This window comes from Mesorhizobium sp. WSM4906 (genome assembly GCF_029674625.1).
Lineage (GTDB): Bacteria > Pseudomonadota > Alphaproteobacteria > Rhizobiales > Rhizobiaceae > Mesorhizobium.
The window spans coordinates 4478755-4496732 of record NZ_CP121355.1 but is presented as its reverse complement, the minus strand read 5'-3'; the positions used below and the strand labels follow the sequence as shown (position 1 = coordinate 4496732).

Genomic DNA, 17978 nt, shown 5'->3' with positions numbered 1-17978 from the left:
CACTATGGCATCATTTGGGTTGAAGGTCATCCGGGGCGTCTTTGGTGCGGCCGAGCGTGTCGCCCCGCGTCTCAGCGGCCGCGCCGCGTTCGAATTGTTCTGCCGCACGCCAAACGTCAAATCCTTGAGCGATGGCGAGCGCCGCGCCGTCGAGCGCGCTGCCGGCTTCATGGCCGAAGCGCGCCATCACAGGCTGAAGACGAAGACGGACTGCGTTGCGGTGCACGAGTTCCGACCGGAGCCGGGCAGGGGTTCCCGCGGCACGGTGCTCGTCATCCATGGCTGGCGCTCGCGCACCGAATATATGCGCGCGCTGATCGAAGGGTTTAGCGGCGCCGGCTACAAGGTCGTCTCGCTCGACCTGCCCGGACACGGCCACTCGCTCGGCCGCCATCTCAACATGGTGAACGCGGTTGATGCGGCGCGAGTAGCCGGCGAATGGTTCGGCCCATTTGCGGCCGTGGTCGGCCATTCCTTCGGTGGTGCGATCGCTGCCAACGCGGTCGCGGCATCGGTCAAGGACGTGCCGCCGCTCTCGGCCGAAAAGCTCGTGCTGATCGCGGCTCCAAGTTCCTTGCCGGCGATCTTCGACGACTTCAGTCGGATGATGAATGTCGGGCCGCGCTCCCAGGTCGCCATGGCGGATCGGGTGAGGCATCTGTCGGGTCGGCCGCTCAGCGAATTCACTGGCGACCGCCAGCTTGCCGAGGCGCCGGTGCCGACGCTCGTCATCCATGCGCCGGACGACCGCGAAGTCCATGCCGATCACGCAAGGCGATATGCGGGAGCCGGCAATCATGTTCGCCTGCATTGGGCCGAAGGGCTTGGCCACCGCCGCATCCTTGCCGACAAGGATATCGTCGCGCGCGCCGTAGGCTTCGTGACGGAGCAGCACGAATCGACGCTGCATTAGTCGGCGGATCAGTCGGCTTTCTTCTTCTGATCAGGCTCGACCGGCAGGCCGGCGGCCTTCCAGGCGGTGTAGCCGCCAAGGATGTGCTTGACCGGCGTAAGGCCCATGTCCTGCGCCGTCTTGGTAGCCAGCGCCGAGCGCCAGCCGCCGGCGCAGAAGAAGACGAATGTCTTTCCCGAAGCGAAGAACGGCTTGTGGTAGGGGCTTTCGGGGTCGATCCAGAATTCGAGCATGCCGCGCGTCACATGCTTGGCACCGGGGATCTTGCCGTCACGCTCGACTTCGCGGGGGTCGCGCAGATCGACGAAGATCGTGCCGTCATCCTCCAGCAGCCCGGCCGCTTCCTCGGGCGACACGACCTCGATCTCGGCATTCGCCTCGTCGAGAAGTTCGCGATATCCCTTCTTCACTGCACATCCTCCAGACCGTGGCTCGAGGCCGCCGGAATTTCGATCACAAAGACCGTGGTTTGTCACGCCTTGGCCATTGCCGCACAGGGCGGCCGTCGAATCCGCCGGTGATTCCCGCTTGACGACAGTTCCACTCGAAACGCCGCCGGCGTACCTATGTGACTTTCTCGCCTGTCGGCAACGCCACGCCTGATTGTCCCGGATGTCGGAACACTTGGAACGGCCTGCTCGTTTTAAGTCTCACAAGGATGTGAAACTGTTCTGCAACACGGCCGTGGAAATTTATGGAAGCTTAACGAAATCAGTATGAATCGGTATAGTCGCGCCTTACATCCGCCATGCGGAGGGCGGGACCGTCTAGCGGCGCGGAACGGGAAACCGGTTCAACCGGTGCGGGTGAAGCATGAAAATCCTCGGGAACAAAAAGGCAGTCATGCCGATCGCAATCGCGGCTGCACTTGCCTTCGGGCAGCAGCCGGCGAGCGCGCAGGGCCTGTTCGACATGCTGTTCGGCGGCGGCATCCGGCATAGCCCCGAAGGAGAATTTCCGCCGCCGCCGAAGCCGCGCAAGATGCAGCCCGGCGCGGGCGGCGGCGTCAGGATTAGCAGCCCGACCTACAACACCTACCGCGCCGACAAGCTCGTGCGCGTCGACTTCAAGTCGCTGCTGCCGGCCCCGCAACCGGCGACCGCGCAGGACGCAGCCTTTGTGCCGTCCGTGACCGGAAGCGTGTTTCGCGATGCGCTGGCGGGCCTGAACGACTATGAACTCTTTGCCGAACCCGATATCGCCAAGGCGCTGATCGCCTATTACTCGGCCAATCCGGATTTCATCTGGGTGACGGGGGATGCACCCAACAGCAGGGCGCAGGATGCCGTGCGGGTGCTTGGCGAGGCTGCGAGCTACGGCCTGACGCCTGCCGACTACTCCGTCGATGTTCCGGCGACCACGGCTTCCGCGACGCCCGAAGAGCGAACCAAGGAACTGGTCCGCTTCGAGATGGCCCTGTCGGCGCGCGTGCTGCGCTATGCCCATGACGCCCAGAGCGGCCGCGTCGACCCGAACCGCATGACCGGCTACTACGATTTCCCGGCCAAATCGCTCGATCTCGAGGGCGTGCTGAAGACGCTGGCGCATACCCAGGAGGTGCGCACCTACCTCGAATCGCGGCATCCGCAGAACCCGGAATACCAGGCGCTGCGGGTGGAACTGGAATCGCTCCAGGCGAGCGAGGAGAACGAGATCGTCGTCGATCCGAAGCTGCTGCTGAAGCCCGGCGAAAGCAGCCCGGAACTGCCCAAGCTTTTGACGCTCATTGCCCGCAATCTCGATGACGAGATGGGCGGCGACTATGGCGCGGTCCTCGCCAGGCTCGGCAAGAGCGAGATTTACGATCCCGAACTGGTGCCGGTGATCAAGGCGGTGCAGCAGCGGGCGGGCATGAAGGGCGACGGCGTCATCGGCCCGCGCACCGTCGCTTCGCTTGCCGGAACATCCAAGGCCGACAAGATCGAGAAGGTCAGGGTCGCGCTCGAAGAGTTGCGCTGGCTCCCCTCCGACCTCGGCAGCCCGCGTGTCTTCATCAACCAGCCTGCATTCACGGCGAGCTATATCGACAATGGCGAGGAAAAGCTGAAGACCCGCGTGGTCATCGGCAAGGTCACCAACCAGACCGCCTTCTTCTACAACCAGATCAAGCAGGTCGATTTCCATCCCTATTGGGGCGTGCCGCAGTCGATCATCGTCAACGAGATGCTGCCGAGGCTGCGCGGCGACCCAGGTTACCTCGACCGTGCCGGCTATGAGGTGACGGATTCCAGCGGCAGGCGAATTCCCTCGGCTGCGGTCGACTGGGGCGCCTACGGCGCCAAAGTCCCGTTCAGCGTGCGCCAGCAGCCGAGCGAGGCCAATGCGCTCGGTGAGCTGAAGATCCTGTTCCCCAACAAGCATGCCATCTACATGCATGACACGCCGCAGAAGTCGTTCTTCGAACGCGACGTGCGCGCTTTGAGCCACGGCTGCATCCGCCTGCAGGACCCGCGCGGTATGGCGGCCGCGGTGCTCGGCACTTCCGTCGACGATATCGCCGAGAAGCTGAAGCACGGCCATTCGACGGAGAATGTCACGCGCGTCATCCCGGTCTACGTCGCCTATTTCACCGCCTGGCCGGACATGTCCGGCAAGGTCGAGTATTTCGACGACGTCTACGATCGCGATTCGAAACTGATGCAGGCGCTGGACGCGACCGAAGCCGTGCGTACGCCGTCAAGCTGAGCGATTGATGGGCGCCGAAAGCCGGCATCGCGCCCTGCAAAAGAAGCGCCTGCCCGGCATTGCGGCAGGGTCTTCAGGCGCCGCCGCATAGATGCTGCGAATCGGGCAGGGTCCATGTGCCCTTCCCGGCGAGATCGACGCCGTAATAGACCCTGCCGCGCAGATCGCCCTGCGGACAATCGCGCGGGATCGAGATCAGACACATGACGACCGGATCGCCGACTTTGGCGCTCGCCAGCCCCGGCTCGCGGTCGTAGGACACCGCGGTTCCGCCATTCGTGAATGTCGCAGCGCTTCCGGCTTCCGGACCGGCGGTTGCCAGCGGATCGTCGCCCAGCCTCGTCGTCAGCGTCGCGATATGGGTGATGCCGCATCCGCCGATCGACGAGGGGAGGGGCTGATCGGCCGGCTTGGGCGCCCGTGCCGCCATGTCGAGCGCCTTTTTGCCGATCAGGGCAATGTTGTACTCCTCAACCCAGGAAGGCGCCGTGCCATAGGTCTGCAGCGCATTGTTCTGGGCGCTGACGATGCAGGCGGCCTCCGCCTTGCAGGTATTCCGGTCCGCGATCAGCTGTCTGGCGATCTTGCGCTTGTCGCCGCCGAAGGCGGGTTCGAAACTGTTGAAAGCCTTGGTGACGAGCACATCGATTGCCGACAATTGCGGGTCCGCGCATATCGCCTTCTCAGCAGGCAATTCAGCCTTCCGGCAGTCGAAGGACGGCCCGTCTGCCCGCGCCGGCTCCGAAGTCGATACGCCCAGGATCAACGTGCCCAGGACCGACGCCGGGGCAAGCCAGAAAACCACCCTGATCGGGAAACGCATATTCTCCTCCGCCGTGCGGCTTTCAAAGCATCAATCTATGCAGGAAGCCGTCCGTACGGAATGGCTGAACAGCAAGCACCGCGCTTACTTCGGCTCGCCGGTCAGCGGATCATAGGTGATTTCGACCTTGGCTTTGTCGGTCGTGTAATAGGTGACGGTATAGCCGTCACTGCTCCAGTCGACCTCCTTCACATATTGGAAGTCGTTCCGCTTCTCGACCTTGGCGACGATTTCCGAGAGTTTCTTGGCATTCTGCGGCGGCAACGTCTGCTCGGCCGCGAAAGCCGACCCGCCGACAAGGAAGAACGCGATACCGCTCGCCAAAACAACAGCGCGCATGACTGCCCCTCAATCTCGTGTTGGCACAAGTGCGCTGGAAAACTCGGATCCCGGCCTGTTGGTTCCGCCACAGGGCAACAACGCCTTGCTCCACGCTCGTTTCGCCGCAACCAGCGGCACCTTCATTCGCGAAAGCTGAAATAATCAAACCCACGAGATTCCAATGTGTAAGGAAGGTTCCGCGACCTGATGCTTCAGGTAATAAACGGCTAACCATGGATCGGGCCGAAGACGCGTTCCATTAGCTATTCGTGGTAGAGCTTTTGGCAAGACCCTGTTAGAGTTCCAGACAGGGTGGCAACGGCGCGCCGAGCCTGCCGAGGATTTTCCGTTGGCAAACGGCGAAGTGTTTTGAGAGCGGAAGTCGCCTGTTCTGGACCGTAAACAGGGACCGAGGGCTCAATCATGGCTGAACGGAACTATACCCGTCAGCTTGCGACAATCATTTCTATCGACGCCGTGGGCTTTTCGCGGCTGATGGGCATCGACGACGAACGCGCCGTCGCGGCCTTCGAGGAAAGGCGCGATATCATCACCGACAGCTGCGGCGCCTTTGGCGGCCGCACATTCGGCGTTGCCGGCGACAGCATCATGGCCGAATTCGGCAATCCGATCGAAGCCTTGCGCGCGGCCTTCGATTTCCAGGATCGGATCATGGCGCTCAATGCCTCGGTGGGCGAGGAGATGCGCATGCCGTTCCGGGCCGGGATCAACACCGGCGACGTCATCGTCCGTGAGGGCCGTCTCTACGGCGACGACGTCAACATCGCCGCCCGGCTTCAGGAATTCGCCCCGCATGACGGTCTCGCCATTTCGGAGACGACCTGGCACCACGTGAAGGACAAGACGGCGGCGGTCTTTACCGACCTTGGCGAGTTCATGCTGAAGAACATCGCCTTGCCGGTACGCGTCCTTATCGCCGGGCGCGGCGGCAATGGCGCGGCGATGGCGGCTCCCCTGGCCGCAATCCCCGCCGCTCCCGGGCATTACAGGCCCTTCGCAAAGGGACCGCCGGCAATCGCGGTGCTGCCGTTCCAGGGCGACGGAAGCGAGCCTGATGTCGGCTACATGGCCGACGGCATTGCCGAGGATATCATCTACGGCCTGTCCAACACCCGCTGGCTTTCGGTGATCGCCAAAGGATCCAGTTTCCAGTTCCGCGACGACAGCCTTGGAACCAGGCTGATCGGCAATGCGCTTGGCGCGCGCTACATCGTCGGCGGCACGCTGGCGCGCAATAGCGGTCAGATACGGCTCAATGCCTCGCTCACCGATACGTCGAACGGGCGCCTCGTCTGGTCGCAGCGCTTCGACCGCGACCTCGTCGACATCTTCAGCCTGCGCGACCAGGTCGGCAGCGAGATCGTTTCGATCCTCGATAAGGAAGTCGACCGGGCCGAGCAGGTGCGCACCTTCCAGGTGCCGTGGGAGAGCCTCGAGACCTGGCAACTGGTGCGCCGCGGCCGCTGGCACATGAACAGGCGCACGCGCAAAGACACCGAGATCGCGCTCGAATTCTTCGACAAGGCCTATCAGGAGGATCCGAATTCCAGCGCCGTGCTGAACGAGCTGGCCTGGTGGTATTTCTGGCGGGCATGGCTCCGCTTCGGCGACAGCGACGACCTGGACAAGGTCGAGGCATTCGCGCGCAAGGCGCTTCTGATGGACAGCCTCGACGCGCGGCCGCACGCCTACCTCGGCGCGGCCGACATCATGCGCGGCAAGCCGGCATCTGCCGCCGATCATCTCGCCGAGGCGATCCACATCAATCCGAGCTTTGCCTTCGCGCGCTCGGCGATGGGCAGCGCCCACCTGCTGCTCGGCGATGCCGCCGGCGCAATCCCGTACTTCCTCGATACCGAGCGGCTGAGTCCGTTCGACCTTTACCGCTTCCATAATCTGGGGGAACTGGCTGCCGCATACTGCTTCGTCGAAGACTGGCCGGCGGCAATTGCCGTTGCCGACCGCTCGCTCAATCTTTCGCCGGGCTATTTCTATGCCAGGTTCCTCAAAATCGGCGCCTTGATACGGAGCGGCCGCCGCGACGAGGCCGAACGGGAACTCGCCATTTTCGCGACCAGGCATCCGGATTTCTCCGAGCAGAGGATTCGCTGGATACCGTTCGTCGATCCCGCGAAGAACAACTTCCTGATCGCGAATTTCGATCGGGCCAAGTCCATTGCATGATCGCTGGGATCGAACACGGACGACTGTGAAAAAAATCACATACGCCGGACCGAAGCAAACCTAGGCCATGAGGTCGCCGGCATCTCAATGATGTGGACAGCCGGGGGGCTCGAACGCGCATGATCAAGTGGAAGTATTTCAAAGGCATACGCGAGGCCCAGAAAAAGCAAGGCCCCGTGTCGGCAATGCCGCCATTCGACATCGAACGGCTGCGCAAGAAAGGGCTGTCCGCGCGCATAGCCAAGTTCCTTATGGAGGATCATCCGCGTTGGTGGCTGGCCTTGCTGCGGCGCTTCCATCCGAACCTCGCCTTCGGCCGCAGGTTTCTACTCGTCACCAAAGGGGTGGACGTCCGCGACGTACTGGAGCGCGGCGACGAGTTCGAAACGCCTTACGGGCCGGAAATGACGGAGCTGGCGAGGGGATCGAACTTCATCCTCGGCATGCAGGACAGTGGCGCCTACCGGCAGATGAAGTCCGCCGTGCTCAGCGCCTTTCCGCCATCGGAAGTCGAAGCCACAGTCAGGCCGATCGCCGAGCGCCATTCGCGCGCCATCATGACCCGTGCCAGTCCCGGCTTTGATGCCGTCGCCGGATTGATGAAGATCGTGCCGGTGCGCATCTGCCGCGACTATTTCGGCCTCGATATCGACGACGAGACCGAATTCGCCGACTGGTCGATCGCGCTCAGCGCGCTTTTCTTCTCCGATCCGTTGGCCGACGCCACCACGCGCCAGCTCGCGGTCGTCGGCGGCGATCGCCTGATCAAGGTCATCGATCGTTCGATCGCCGCGATCAGGAGCCGGCGGGAAAAAGATGACCGGCCGTTGGCGCGGCTGGTCGCCCAGCTCGATCAGAAACGCCTGTCGCTGCCCGACATACACTCCATCATGCTGGGCATGATCGCCGGCTTCGTGCCGACCAACGTGCTCGCCGGAGGTAATTGCCTGGACGTGATCCTGTCGCGCGCCGATGCCCGGCAGGCCGTCGATGCGGCGCTTGCCGAAAACAGCATCGACAGGCTCGACCGGGCGATACTCGAAGCCATGCGCTTCAAGCCGATCTGGATCGGACCCTGGCGCTACACCAGGCGCGACGCGGTCATCGGCCAGGGCACGCGCCGCGAACGTCTGGTAAAGGCCGGAACGGTCGTGATGCCGGCGACACTGTCGGCCATGTTCGATCCGGAAATCGTACAGCGGCCAAACGAGTTCGACACCTCGCGGCCGCATCGCGACTACATGGTTTTCGGCCACGGCATCCACTTGTGCATCGGCGCCGAGATTGCCCGCATCCAGATCGGCGAATGCGTTCGCGCCCTGTTCGGCAAGCCGAAGCTCGATCGCGTCCGGGGCAGGGCCGGCAAATTGGGCTATATCGGCGCGTATCCGGCGAGCCTCAAGGTCGATTTCGAGCGCTCGCCGCTTTGCCGCACGGTCGCCCAGTCGATGGTGACGGTGGTCTGCCCGATCAACCGCGCCGTGCCGCTGGATGTCGTGCGCAGCAAGGTCGACGCCCTCGGCAATCCGGCCATCGACGAGATCAAAGACGCGCTCAACGGGGTCGGCACGATTCATTTCACCAGCCTGGCCGTCGCCGCCACCGGCAAGGACGAGAAATCGGGCCTGGAGACCGGGGCACTTGTGTTCGAGATCTCCGGCGACGGCAGCACCGATGACGTCATCGGCGCCATCACGCAAGCCATGGGTCACCGGCTGCGGCCGATCTTCAGGGACGCGTGCGGCTTGCGGGACGGTGGCTCGCTGGAGGGTTTCCTGAAGAAGCGTCACATCGAAATATCGCCCTCTTTCGGCAGCGCGGCAGGGCTGGTCTTTTCCGGAACTCCGGCGCACTCGGTCCAACGCATCAAGGCTGAGCAGGATCTGTTCGAAGCGGTCCGGGGCGTCGTCGAGCGACCGCGCAGCGGCATAGGCGATGCTCCCGCGGTGCTCGCCGAGGCGCGCCAGCATTTGCGGTCGCTGGAAACGTTTTCCTGGGCATTCGAACCGGCCGAAAGTTTGCTCGAGAAGCCGCCGGGCAGTTGGCGTCGAGCGTTTGGCTCGACGTTCCTTGCGCCGCCTGTGTTTGCGAGCGTCATCGCGCTCTGGCTCGGCTGCGCCTGGCTGACCTATGCCAAGGTGTTCGAGGATCCCGCTGGGTTCAACATCCGCAGCATCTTCATCGCCGGCATCTCGCTGTTGCTGAGCGCGCTTGGAATACTGGCATCCGCTGCGCTCCTGCTTGGGCTCTGCTTCTGGGCGCTGCGATACCTGGAGGACAAGGATCGGCCGGAGACCGCGTCGATCGACATATCTACCCTGAAAGAGATCCTCGCCAAGGAGGACCGTGCGGCGCAAAACAATCTGACCGCGATTTCGACGATGAAGGCCGGCACCTTGAGACGCCTGGCGCTCAGGCTTTCCTTTTACCTGATCTCGATAGGGGCGCAGAAAGCGTTCAGGCCGGGCTTTCTCAACACCATCAACACCATCCATTTCGCCCGTTGGATATTGCTGCCCGGCACCGACAAGCTGATGTTCTTCTCCAACTACGGCGGCAGCTGGGAAAGTTATCTCGAGGACTTCATAGCCAAGGCGGCGCCTGGCTTGACCGGCGTTTGGAGCAACACCAAGGGCTATCCGCGCACGCGCTGGCTGTTTCTCGACGGCGCGCGCGACGGCGACCGCTTCAAGCGCTGGGCACGGCGCCAACAGGTGCCGACGCTGTTCTGGTACTCGGCCTATCCCGACCTCAACACCAGGCGTATCCGCATCAACTCGCGGATAAGGCGCGGCATTGCATCAGCTGTCGGCAATGAGGCTCGCGACTGGCTGAGCCTGTTCGGTTCGCTGCAGCGGCCGGCGATCGAAAAAACCACGGTTGAAAAGACTACCTCGCTGCTGGCCAACATCAATTCCGCCTTCCCGACACCCCTCGAACAGCAACTGGAGGCCGGAGAGATCCAGACCATCTTCTTCGGCCCGTTGGGTGCGCTTGCCAGAGGGCATATGCTGGCAATCCAGGTGCCGGACAATCTGAAGGCAGGGGCGCGCAAGGCGTGGCTGGATTTCGTGCTCAAGCGGACAACCTTCGGCGACGGCGTGCCGGCCGATCGGGCCATGATCGTGGCCTTCGGCCCTTGCGGATTGAGGCACCTGGGCCTGCAAGGCAATGTCGACGACGATCCGCTGGAAACCTTCCCAATCGCCTTCAGGCACGGCATGGGCAGCCCCGAGCGCAGCCGCATCCTCGATGATACCGGTGGCGATGGCCCGGAAAAATGGGAATGGGGCTCGCTCGATAAGCGCATAGACGCAGTCCTGGTCTGCTACGCCAGGACGGAAGAAACACTGGAGCCGGACGTAGCCGCCGTGAAGCGAGAGACGACAGGCGCCGGAATGACGATCGTCGCCGAACTGCCGCTCATCGTGAATCGCGAGCCGAAGCAGGGTCCCGCACCCTCACGTGCCGCAAAGAAGGACGGTGAGGCAGCTAAAGATGCCACCAAACATGACGGCAAGCCGCAGCGCGAGCGCGCCTATGAGCACTTCGGCTTTGTCGATGGCGTTTCCCAACCGGTCATCCGGGGCACGTCGCGCGCCAACAAAGGTGTCGCGCCAATGCATCTCGTTGCGCCGGGCGAGTTTCTGTTCGGCTACCGCGACGAGCACGGCTTTTATCCGGCCTCTCCTTCCGTCTCGGCCTCACAGGACCAGACCGGCATCCTGTCGCAGGTGCGCCGCAGCCGCCAGATTCCAGGTCTGCCTCCGCCGCCGCGCGACTTCGGCCGCAACGGCTCCTTCCTCGTCGTGCGCCAGTTCGAGCAGCATGTCGATCGCTTCAACGACTATTGCGCCAAGGCTGCCGCGAGCACTGCGGGCGAGACGGAAAACTCGGCCATCACGCAGGACTGGGTTGCCGCCAAGATGCTCGGCCGCTGGCAGAACGGCAGTTCGCTGGTGCGCAATCCTGACCGCCCGGGCCGTGCCATAGACAATGATTTCGCGCTCGGTGCCGAGGATCCGCAAGGACATCATTGTCCTCTGGGTTCCCACGTACGCCGCTCCAACCCGCGCGATTCGCTGGGGGAGGATCGCGAGACCCAGATTCAGATCGGCAAGCGCCACCGCATCCTGCGCGTCGGCCGCACCTACGAGAAAAAGAAGAGAGGTAGAAAGGTCGAAAAAGGTCTGCTCTTCATGTGCCTCAACGCCGACATCGAGCGCCAATACGAGTTCATTCAGCAGACCTGGGTTTCGTCCACCTCTTTCCAGGGGTTGGTTGCCGAGAAGGACCCGATGATCGGGACGCAGGAAGGCAGCCGTGGTCGGTTCTCGATCCCATCATGGGAAAAGGTCACGATCCTTAAGAACATGCCGCAATTCGTTACCACGAAGGGCGGCGGCTACTTCTTCATGCCGAGCCGGTCCGCGCTGCGCTACCTGATTTCGCGACTCTGATTCGGGGGCAGAAGCCGCTCAGTCGTCGTCCTGCGATTCGGCGATCTGGTTCAGCGCCGCGGCATTGGTGATGCGCAGCCCACCACGCTTGATGGCGATCATATGCCGGCTGCGCCAGTCGTTGAGCGTCTTGTTGACCGATTCTCGCGTCGCGCCCAGGAACTCGCCAAGTTCCGATTGCGAGATCGGGACCCAGCCGGCGGAATCGGCCATGACGCCGCTGAGGAACACCAGCCGCTTCGCCAGGCGGGCCTCGATGCCGAAGAAGGCCTGGTCGCCGAGCTCGCCGCTGACCCAGCGCAGCCGTGTGCACAGGAGTTCGATCATGGCGCGCGCCAGTGACGGGTTTTTTTCAATGCGATCAAACAGTTGCGTTCGGCTGAGCGAAACCATCTCGCATGCGGTGAGGCAGATCGCGGTTGCCGTGCGCGGGCGTCCGTCCAAGGCGCCGATCTCGCCGACAAGGCTGCGCGAGAGCTCGATATTGGCTACCAGCTTCTGCCCGCCCGGCGAATAGAGCGAGATTTCGACGGTGCCACTCATCACGCCGTAGATGCGGTCGGACGGATCCTCCTGCACGAACAGGTGCTGGCCGGCGGCATAACGTTCGACCTTGCAGCCGCCGAACAGAAGATCGAAATGGCGCGGATCGATCCGCGCCAGACGCGGCAGGGCGCTCCTGTCGTCTGCGCTGGCTTGGGACATGATGCGATTCCGCCTCTCGTTGAGCGGAAATTGTATGATAAGTGCATGCTCGATCAAGGCCTGGTCTCCTTTCGTTGCTGCTCCAGCGGCACGACGGGCATTTGCCAAGTTCGAGCGCCAGACGTGTGTTGCCGGCGGTAAGATAGCCGGCAAGCTTTCCCTGCGATGAGGAGACCGGAGCGCGCTGGCGGACACGAACCGATCTTCGAAACGCCGTCCGCGCGCGAGGCGGGAGGTGGCCGACGCGCGCGGACAGCAAATCTGAAAATGGCTAGGTGATCGAAATTCCCTGCCGAGGACCGACCCACTTTCAGGCCCGGAAGCCCATTCGAGGCGTGCGTTGAAGCAGAAGCCAGTGCCACCCGGTGCAATATTTGTGCGCGAAGTTCGCCCCGCGTATGTGAAGGCAATCACAGAGGCGCCTGCCGGTCGGCGCGATTGTCATTTGCCGAATGTATATTTCGGGCGCCAAGCATGTTGGCGCGGAAAGACAATCGGCCGGTTTCCTAGTTGGCAAACAGAACGATCGAAGCATGGTTTGGGACCTGGCCTGACTGCAGCTGACGGCCAACACCATGATTCCATTTGTGGGGGAGGGGTGTGCCATGGCGGCGAGGAGGCTTCTGATCAAGGTCAGCGGCGACGGCGCTGGGTTTGCGGCGCAAGGCAGGTCACTTGGCATGGGCGGCATCGACGTCGAACCGATCCTGACCCTGCCGCCAGATGCGCCGGGCGCAAACCTTGGCGCTGCCGCCGGTCGCGGCGCGACCTGGCTGCGGGTTTCCTCCACGGCGGCAGGTTCGGACAATCCTTGGGACGATGCCCATAAGTTGGTGGCCCGCGGCGGGGGTTTCGCGGCGGCCGGCGACGGTGTCCTGGCGGTCGAACCCGACATCGTTCAGCATTGGGACTACAAGAACAGCAGCGGCGACCGCGGCATGGCGGCCAGCGCCAGTCCCGCCTGCACCTTCGACGACCAGGATCCGAGCGGCGGGCAGGCGACAAAACCAGGCGTGGTCGCCTGGAATGCCGGTCCGGCCTTCAGCCAATTCACCGATGCCCGCAACAAGGTCGGCGCCAAGCAAGCCAACATCACCATCGCCCATCTCGATACCGGCTTCGACCCTGGCCATCGCACCTTGCCGGCCGGACTTCTCGCGGCCAAGCAGCGTAATTTCGTCGACGACGGCACCGGGCCGGACAACGCAACCGATCATGCGCCGGCCGGCGCGCTCGCCAGCAATCGCGGCCATGGCACCGGCACGCTCAGCCTGCTCGCCGGCAACAGGCTCGATGGCACCTCGCCGAATTGGCCAGGTTTCACGGATTTCGTCGGCGGTGCCCCGCTGGCAAAGATCCTCCCGGTGCGCATCGCCGACTGGGTGGTGCGGCTGACGACGGGCACGATGGTGCAGGGCATCGACTATGCGTGCCGGCAAGGCGCGCAGGTGCTGTCCATGAGCATGGGCGGGTTGACCTCGCAGGCATTGGTCGACGCCGTCAACCTTGCCTATGACGACGGCGTGGTGATGGTTACCGCGGCCGGCAACAACTTCACCCTCACACCGCGAAGCATCGTCTTTCCCGCCCGCTACAATCGCGTGCTTGCGGCGTGCGGCGTCATGGCCGACGGCCGCGCCTATTCCGGCCTGAGCTTGGGGACCATGCAGGGCAATTATGGGCCGGCCTCGAAAATGGCGACGGCGCTTGGCGCCTACACGCCGAACGTGCCTTGGGCCGAGATCGATTGCGCCAAGGTCGTCGACATGGATGGCAACGGCACTTCGGCGGCGACGCCGCAAATCGCCGCCGCCGCGGCGCTTTGGCTGGCCGAGCACTGGGACGTCGTGAAGAACTACTCGCAGCCCTGGATGCGCGTCGAAGCCGTTCGTCACGCGCTGTTCACCGCGGCGGCGAAGTCAACGCCCAGGATGAGCGCCGCCGAAACTCTGCAGAAGGCGGGGCAAGGGGTGTTGCGCGCAGATGCCGCGCTGCTGATCATGCCGCTGGCCGAAAACCTGCTGAAAGACAAGAAGCTGCCGCCGGCCAAATATTCCTGGGGCTGGCTCGATCTCATAGTCGGCGGCGACAACGCCTTGGCGCCCCTGTCGCCTGCGGAGCTTCGGCACCGGAAGATGCTGGCGCTGGAACTGACCCAGATGGCGCAGAGCGTGGCTTCGGTCGATCAGGCGATCGCCGAGCCGGAAGGCGATCCGGACACAATCTCGTCCGCGGCGCGCAACCGCTACCTGGAAGCGGCGTTGGACGAGGGCAATCCCTCAAAGCCGCTGCGGGCTTTCCTGGAAGATAGGCTAGGAAGGTCGGCCCGACCCGTTGCCGCCGCGGAGCAGGCCAACGCGCCGCCGATCAAGCGCAAACCGCGCCCGGCGACGCCGCCAAAGCGGCGGCTGCGTATCTACGCGCTCGATCCGTCGGTGGCAAAGCAGCTCGATTCAGTATCGGTTTATCAGGCGACGCTTTCCGTTCCCTGGGACGACAAGCCCGCCACCGCCGACGCCTTGGAGGCTGGTCCGGTCGGCGAATATCTCGAGGTCGTCGACGTCGATCCGGCGTCCAACTGTGTCTATGATCCGGTCGACCTCAACGAAAAGACCCTGCTCGCCCAGGACGGCCTGACGCCGTCGGAAGGCAATCCGCAATTCCACCAGCAGATGGTCTATGCCGTCGCCATGACCACGATCGGGCATTTCGAGCGCGCGTTGGGACGCCGCGCTCTGTGGGCTCCGCACTATCCTGAAAGTCCCGGCCCAGGCGGCGACATGACCATGAGGGCTTGCGAAGTGCCGCGGCTGCGCATCTACCCGCACGCGCTGCGCGCGCAGAATGCCTATTACAGTCCCGAAAAGAAGGCCCTGCTGTTCGGCTATTTCCCGGCCGAGAGCAAACAGGACGATGTCACCACGCCGGGCACGACGGTGTTTTCCTGCCTGTCGAGCGACATCATCGCCCACGAGATGTCGCATGCGCTGCTCGACGGGCTGCACCGTCGCTTCCAGGAGGCGTCCAACCCCGACGTTCCGGCCTTCCACGAAGCGTTTGCCGACATCGTCGCCCTGTTTCAGCATTTCAGCCTCAGGGAGCTGGTCAGCTTCGAGATGGCGAAGGTGCGCAGCGACGTCTCGGCGGCCTCGCTGCTGTCGGGCATCGCCAAGCAGTTCGGCGAAGGCAGCGGCCGCGCCGGGCCGTTGCGCGACTACAGCGCGAGCGACCTCGACTATGACAAGACATTCGAGCCGCACAAGCGAGGCTCGATTCTGGTCTTCGCCGTCTACCAGGCGTTTCTGGCCATTATCGACCGGCGCATCCAGGAGATCGTACGCCTGGCCACGGGCGGAAGCGGGGTGCTGCCCGCCGGCGCGCTTCACCCAGGCCTGGTCGATCGCCTCACCGAGGAGACCGCCAAGGTCGCGCAGCAGATGCTGACGATGTGCATCCGTGCGCTCGACTACTGTCCGTCCGTCGACATCACCTTCGGCGAGTATCTGCGCGCGGTGATCACCGCCGACATCGACGCCTTTCCAGACGATCCGTTTCACTACCGCCTGGCCTTCATGGAGTCCTTCCGCAAGCTGAAGCTTTTGCCGCGCGACGTGCGCACGATTTCGGAAGAGACGCTGGCCTGGAGCCAGCCCGACGATCCTTCGCCGCCCTGGCTCAAGGGGTTGTTGAACGGCATCGACATGGGCTGGAACCAGAAGCTCGACCGTTCCGGGATATTCAACCTCAACGAGAAGAACCGTTACAAGCTGTGGACGGCCATGCGCGAGCGCTTTGCCTCCGATCCCAAGCTCTACGAGCAGTTCGGCCTGCTGCGTGATCTGCCGCGCTACAAGCAGGACGGCAGCCTGCTGCACGAAGCGAAGAAGGGCGAGACCACCTTCGAGGTGTTCAACGTACGACCGACCCGCCGCGTCGAACCAGACGGCTCGTTCCGCACCGAGGTGATCGTCGTCATTCAGCAGCGGGTCCCCGTTGGTTTCGACGGCAAGCCGGTGTTGGAGGGCGTGAAGCCCGGCGATGGCTTCTTCTGGTTCCGCGGCGGCGCGACGATCATCATCGATCCGCGCGAGCATCAGGAGGAAATCCGCTATTCGATCATCAAGAACACCGGCAGCGCCGAGCGGCGGGAGCGCCAGGCCAAGACCGTGAAGGCGAACTACCTGTCGCCGCTCAGGGCGCTTTATTTCGGCAGCGAGGTCTCGGAGCCCTTCGCCCTGCTGCACGCCAGCCACGGGGAGGACGACGGCGATGCCTAGAAAGCCGGCGACAAGAAAGAAGCCGCAAGCGGGAGCGGCCGCCACGCCCGCAAATGCGCCGGCCGTCACGGTCCGCCACTATTGCCAAGGCATCGGCGACTGCCATCTGCTGAGCTTCAAGAAACCGGACGGCTCGCCTTTCCGCATGCTGATCGACTGCGGCATCCATGTGTCGATCAAGGGCGGTGCGGCGCTCGTCGGCGACATCGTTGCCGACCTCAAGAAGGAGACAGGCGGCAAGATCGACGTCCTTGTCGTCACTCATGAGCACTGGGATCACGTCTCCGGCTTTCTGACCTCGAACGCTCTGTTCAAGGACTTCTCCGTCGGCGAAGTGTGGATGGCATGGACCGAGAATGCCGACGATCCGCAGGCCGCCGAGCTCGACAAATTCAAGGCCCAGGCCCTGTCCGCGCTGCAGGGCGTCAGCCAGAAGCTCGAGGCCGCGAGCGCCTTGACCCAGTATATGGCCGGCCTCCATGACGGATTGCAGGCTGTCCTCGGCTTCCAGTTCGGCGCTGCGGGAGAAAGGGTTCGGGCGGCGCGAGACGCGGCGGCGAAACTGTCGTCGAAACCTCCGCTCTATTTCGAACCAGGCGGGCCTCTGCCTTCGATCGGCGACATGCCTAACCTGCGCATCTATGTCCTGGGTCCGCCGCGCGACAAGGCGGCGCTGCAACTTGAGGAAAAGGCGAGCGAGATGTATCCGCTCGCCACCGGCGGCGCATTCGCGCGAGCCCTCAAGGCGGGTCTGGCCGTCAACGAAACCGACGACGGGAGCTATCTCGACGAGTTCAGCCCGTTCAAGAGCGGCATCGGCACGCCGCTGTCGGTGGCGCTGGACGGGGCCGACGGGGAGAAAGCGAAACGCGGCGTCGAAACCTTCATCCGCAAGCACTATTCCGGCTCGGTCTTCGGCCCGTCGAGCAACGAATATCCCGACCAGTCCTGGCGCCGCATCGATGCGGACTGGATGGGGATTGCCGCGGACCTCGCCCTGCAGCTCGACCGCGGCGTCAACAACACCAGCCTGGTGCTCGCCTTCGAATTCGTCGACAGCGGCCGGGTGTTCCTGTTTCCCGGCGATGCCCAGATCGGCAACTGGCTGAGCTGGAAGGACCTGAAATGGCCGGTGGGGCAGGCGATCGTCACCGCGGCCGACCTGCTCGCGCGCACCGTCTACCTGAAGATCGCCCATCACGGCAGCCAGAATGCCACGCCGAACAAGCAGGGCCTCGACCTGATGATCAGCCCGGATCTTTCAGCTTTCATTCCCACCAACAAGCTGGACGCACTCAACGTGCACTGGGGCGAGATGCCTTACGACGCCATCCTGACCGCGCTCGAAACCAAGACCAAAGGCCGGGTCATCCGCGCCGACGATGCATGGTTGGCCGATGCGAATGGGAAGCCTGCTTTTGCCTCGCCCTCAGGCTCGATCCTGGCGGTACGCAGCGCGCCGCGCGATGCGGCTCGCGGGGCGGGCGGACTGTGGGTGGAGGTGGATTTGATATAAGGAGCGTCGACACCAGCCGCTCCAGGCGCCGGGTCCCGCAACTCGCCGATTGCGGAAAATCGAAATCCGATTT

At 63.6% G+C, this 17978-nt stretch carries 10 protein-coding genes; 6 read left to right on the top strand and 4 right to left on the bottom strand.

The genetic code is table 11. The features are described 5' to 3' along the window. The first annotated feature begins 4 nt into the window (after nt 1-4). Nucleotides 5-913 (top strand): alpha/beta hydrolase, encoded by a 909-nt coding sequence (locus tag QAZ22_RS21530; protein ID WP_278202708.1) that lies wholly within the window; start codon nt 5-7, stop codon nt 911-913. An 8-nt stretch (nt 914-921) separates the two neighbouring features. Here the strand turns inward: QAZ22_RS21530 and QAZ22_RS21525 are convergent, their stop codons facing one another. Then, a complete protein-coding gene (locus QAZ22_RS21525; RefSeq protein ID WP_278202707.1) occupies nt 922-1323 on the bottom strand; it encodes a rhodanese-like domain-containing protein in 402 nt (133 codons plus the stop codon). 403 nt (nt 1324-1726) lie between these two features. On the opposite strand from QAZ22_RS21525, the gene QAZ22_RS21520 reads away from it, so the two are divergent. Continuing rightward, nucleotides 1727-3598: a murein L,D-transpeptidase gene (locus QAZ22_RS21520; RefSeq protein ID WP_278202706.1), complete on the top strand. Its 1872-nt coding sequence runs from the start codon at nt 1727-1729 to the stop codon at nt 3596-3598. Between the two features lie 73 nt (nt 3599-3671). Here the strand turns inward: QAZ22_RS21520 and QAZ22_RS21515 are convergent, their stop codons facing one another. Continuing rightward, entirely contained in the window at nt 3672-4421 is a 750-nt protein-coding gene (locus tag QAZ22_RS21515) for a lysozyme inhibitor LprI family protein (RefSeq protein ID WP_278202704.1), read from the bottom strand. An 84-nt stretch (nt 4422-4505) separates the two neighbouring features. Next, the gene (locus QAZ22_RS21510; RefSeq protein ID WP_278202703.1) at nt 4506-4760 is read right to left on the bottom strand and encodes a PepSY domain-containing protein; all 255 of its coding nucleotides are present in this window, start codon (nt 4758-4760) and stop codon (nt 4506-4508) included. A gap of 405 nt (nt 4761-5165) precedes the next feature. Here QAZ22_RS21510 and QAZ22_RS21505 point away from each other — a divergent pair, with 405 nt between their 5' ends. Next, nucleotides 5166-6947 carry an adenylate/guanylate cyclase domain-containing protein gene (locus tag QAZ22_RS21505; RefSeq protein WP_278202702.1) on the top strand — a complete coding sequence of 594 codons (1782 nt, stop codon included), beginning with the start codon at nt 5166-5168 and terminating at the stop codon, nt 6945-6947. A gap of 119 nt (nt 6948-7066) precedes the next feature. Beyond that, nucleotides 7067-11407 (top strand): cytochrome P450, encoded by a 4341-nt coding sequence (locus QAZ22_RS21500; protein WP_278202701.1) that lies wholly within the window; start codon nt 7067-7069, stop codon nt 11405-11407. Nucleotides 11408-11425: 18 nt separating this feature from the next. On the opposite strand, the gene QAZ22_RS21495 is transcribed toward QAZ22_RS21500, so the two are convergent. Beyond that, complete coding sequence (locus tag QAZ22_RS21495) at nt 11426-12112, bottom strand: Crp/Fnr family transcriptional regulator (protein WP_278202700.1); 687 nt, start codon at nt 12110-12112, stop codon at nt 11426-11428. A 605-nt stretch (nt 12113-12717) separates the two neighbouring features. Here QAZ22_RS21495 and QAZ22_RS21490 point away from each other — a divergent pair. Both QAZ22_RS21490 and QAZ22_RS21485 read left to right on the top strand, forming a co-directional pair. Then, nucleotides 12718-16389: a S8 family serine peptidase gene (locus tag QAZ22_RS21490; RefSeq protein ID WP_278202699.1), complete on the top strand. Its 3672-nt coding sequence runs from the start codon at nt 12718-12720 to the stop codon at nt 16387-16389. Continuing rightward, a complete protein-coding gene (locus tag QAZ22_RS21485) occupies nt 16382-17905 on the top strand; it encodes an MBL fold metallo-hydrolase (RefSeq protein WP_278202698.1) in 1524 nt (507 codons plus the stop codon). Before QAZ22_RS21490 ends, QAZ22_RS21485 begins: the two co-directional genes overlap by 8 nt. Nucleotides 17906-17978 lie beyond the last annotated feature (73 nt).

Coding starts and splice junctions, on each gene's coding strand:
- QAZ22_RS21530 (WP_278202708.1), top strand. CDS start 5: ATGGCATCATTTGGGTTGAAGGTCATCCGGGGCGTCTTTGGTGCGGCC.
- QAZ22_RS21520 (WP_278202706.1), top strand. CDS start 1,727: ATGAAAATCCTCGGGAACAAAAAGGCAGTCATGCCGATCGCAATCGCG.
- QAZ22_RS21515 (WP_278202704.1), bottom strand. CDS start 4,421: ATGCGTTTCCCGATCAGGGTGGTTTTCTGGCTTGCCCCGGCGTCGGTC.
- QAZ22_RS21510 (WP_278202703.1), bottom strand. CDS start 4,760: ATGCGCGCTGTTGTTTTGGCGAGCGGTATCGCGTTCTTCCTTGTCGGC.
- QAZ22_RS21505 (WP_278202702.1), top strand. CDS start 5,166: ATGGCTGAACGGAACTATACCCGTCAGCTTGCGACAATCATTTCTATC.
- QAZ22_RS21500 (WP_278202701.1), top strand. CDS start 7,067: ATGATCAAGTGGAAGTATTTCAAAGGCATACGCGAGGCCCAGAAAAAG.
- QAZ22_RS21495 (WP_278202700.1), bottom strand. CDS start 12,112: ATGTCCCAAGCCAGCGCAGACGACAGGAGCGCCCTGCCGCGTCTGGCG.
- QAZ22_RS21490 (WP_278202699.1), top strand. CDS start 12,718: ATGGCGGCGAGGAGGCTTCTGATCAAGGTCAGCGGCGACGGCGCTGGG.
- QAZ22_RS21485 (WP_278202698.1), top strand. CDS start 16,382: ATGCCTAGAAAGCCGGCGACAAGAAAGAAGCCGCAAGCGGGAGCGGCC.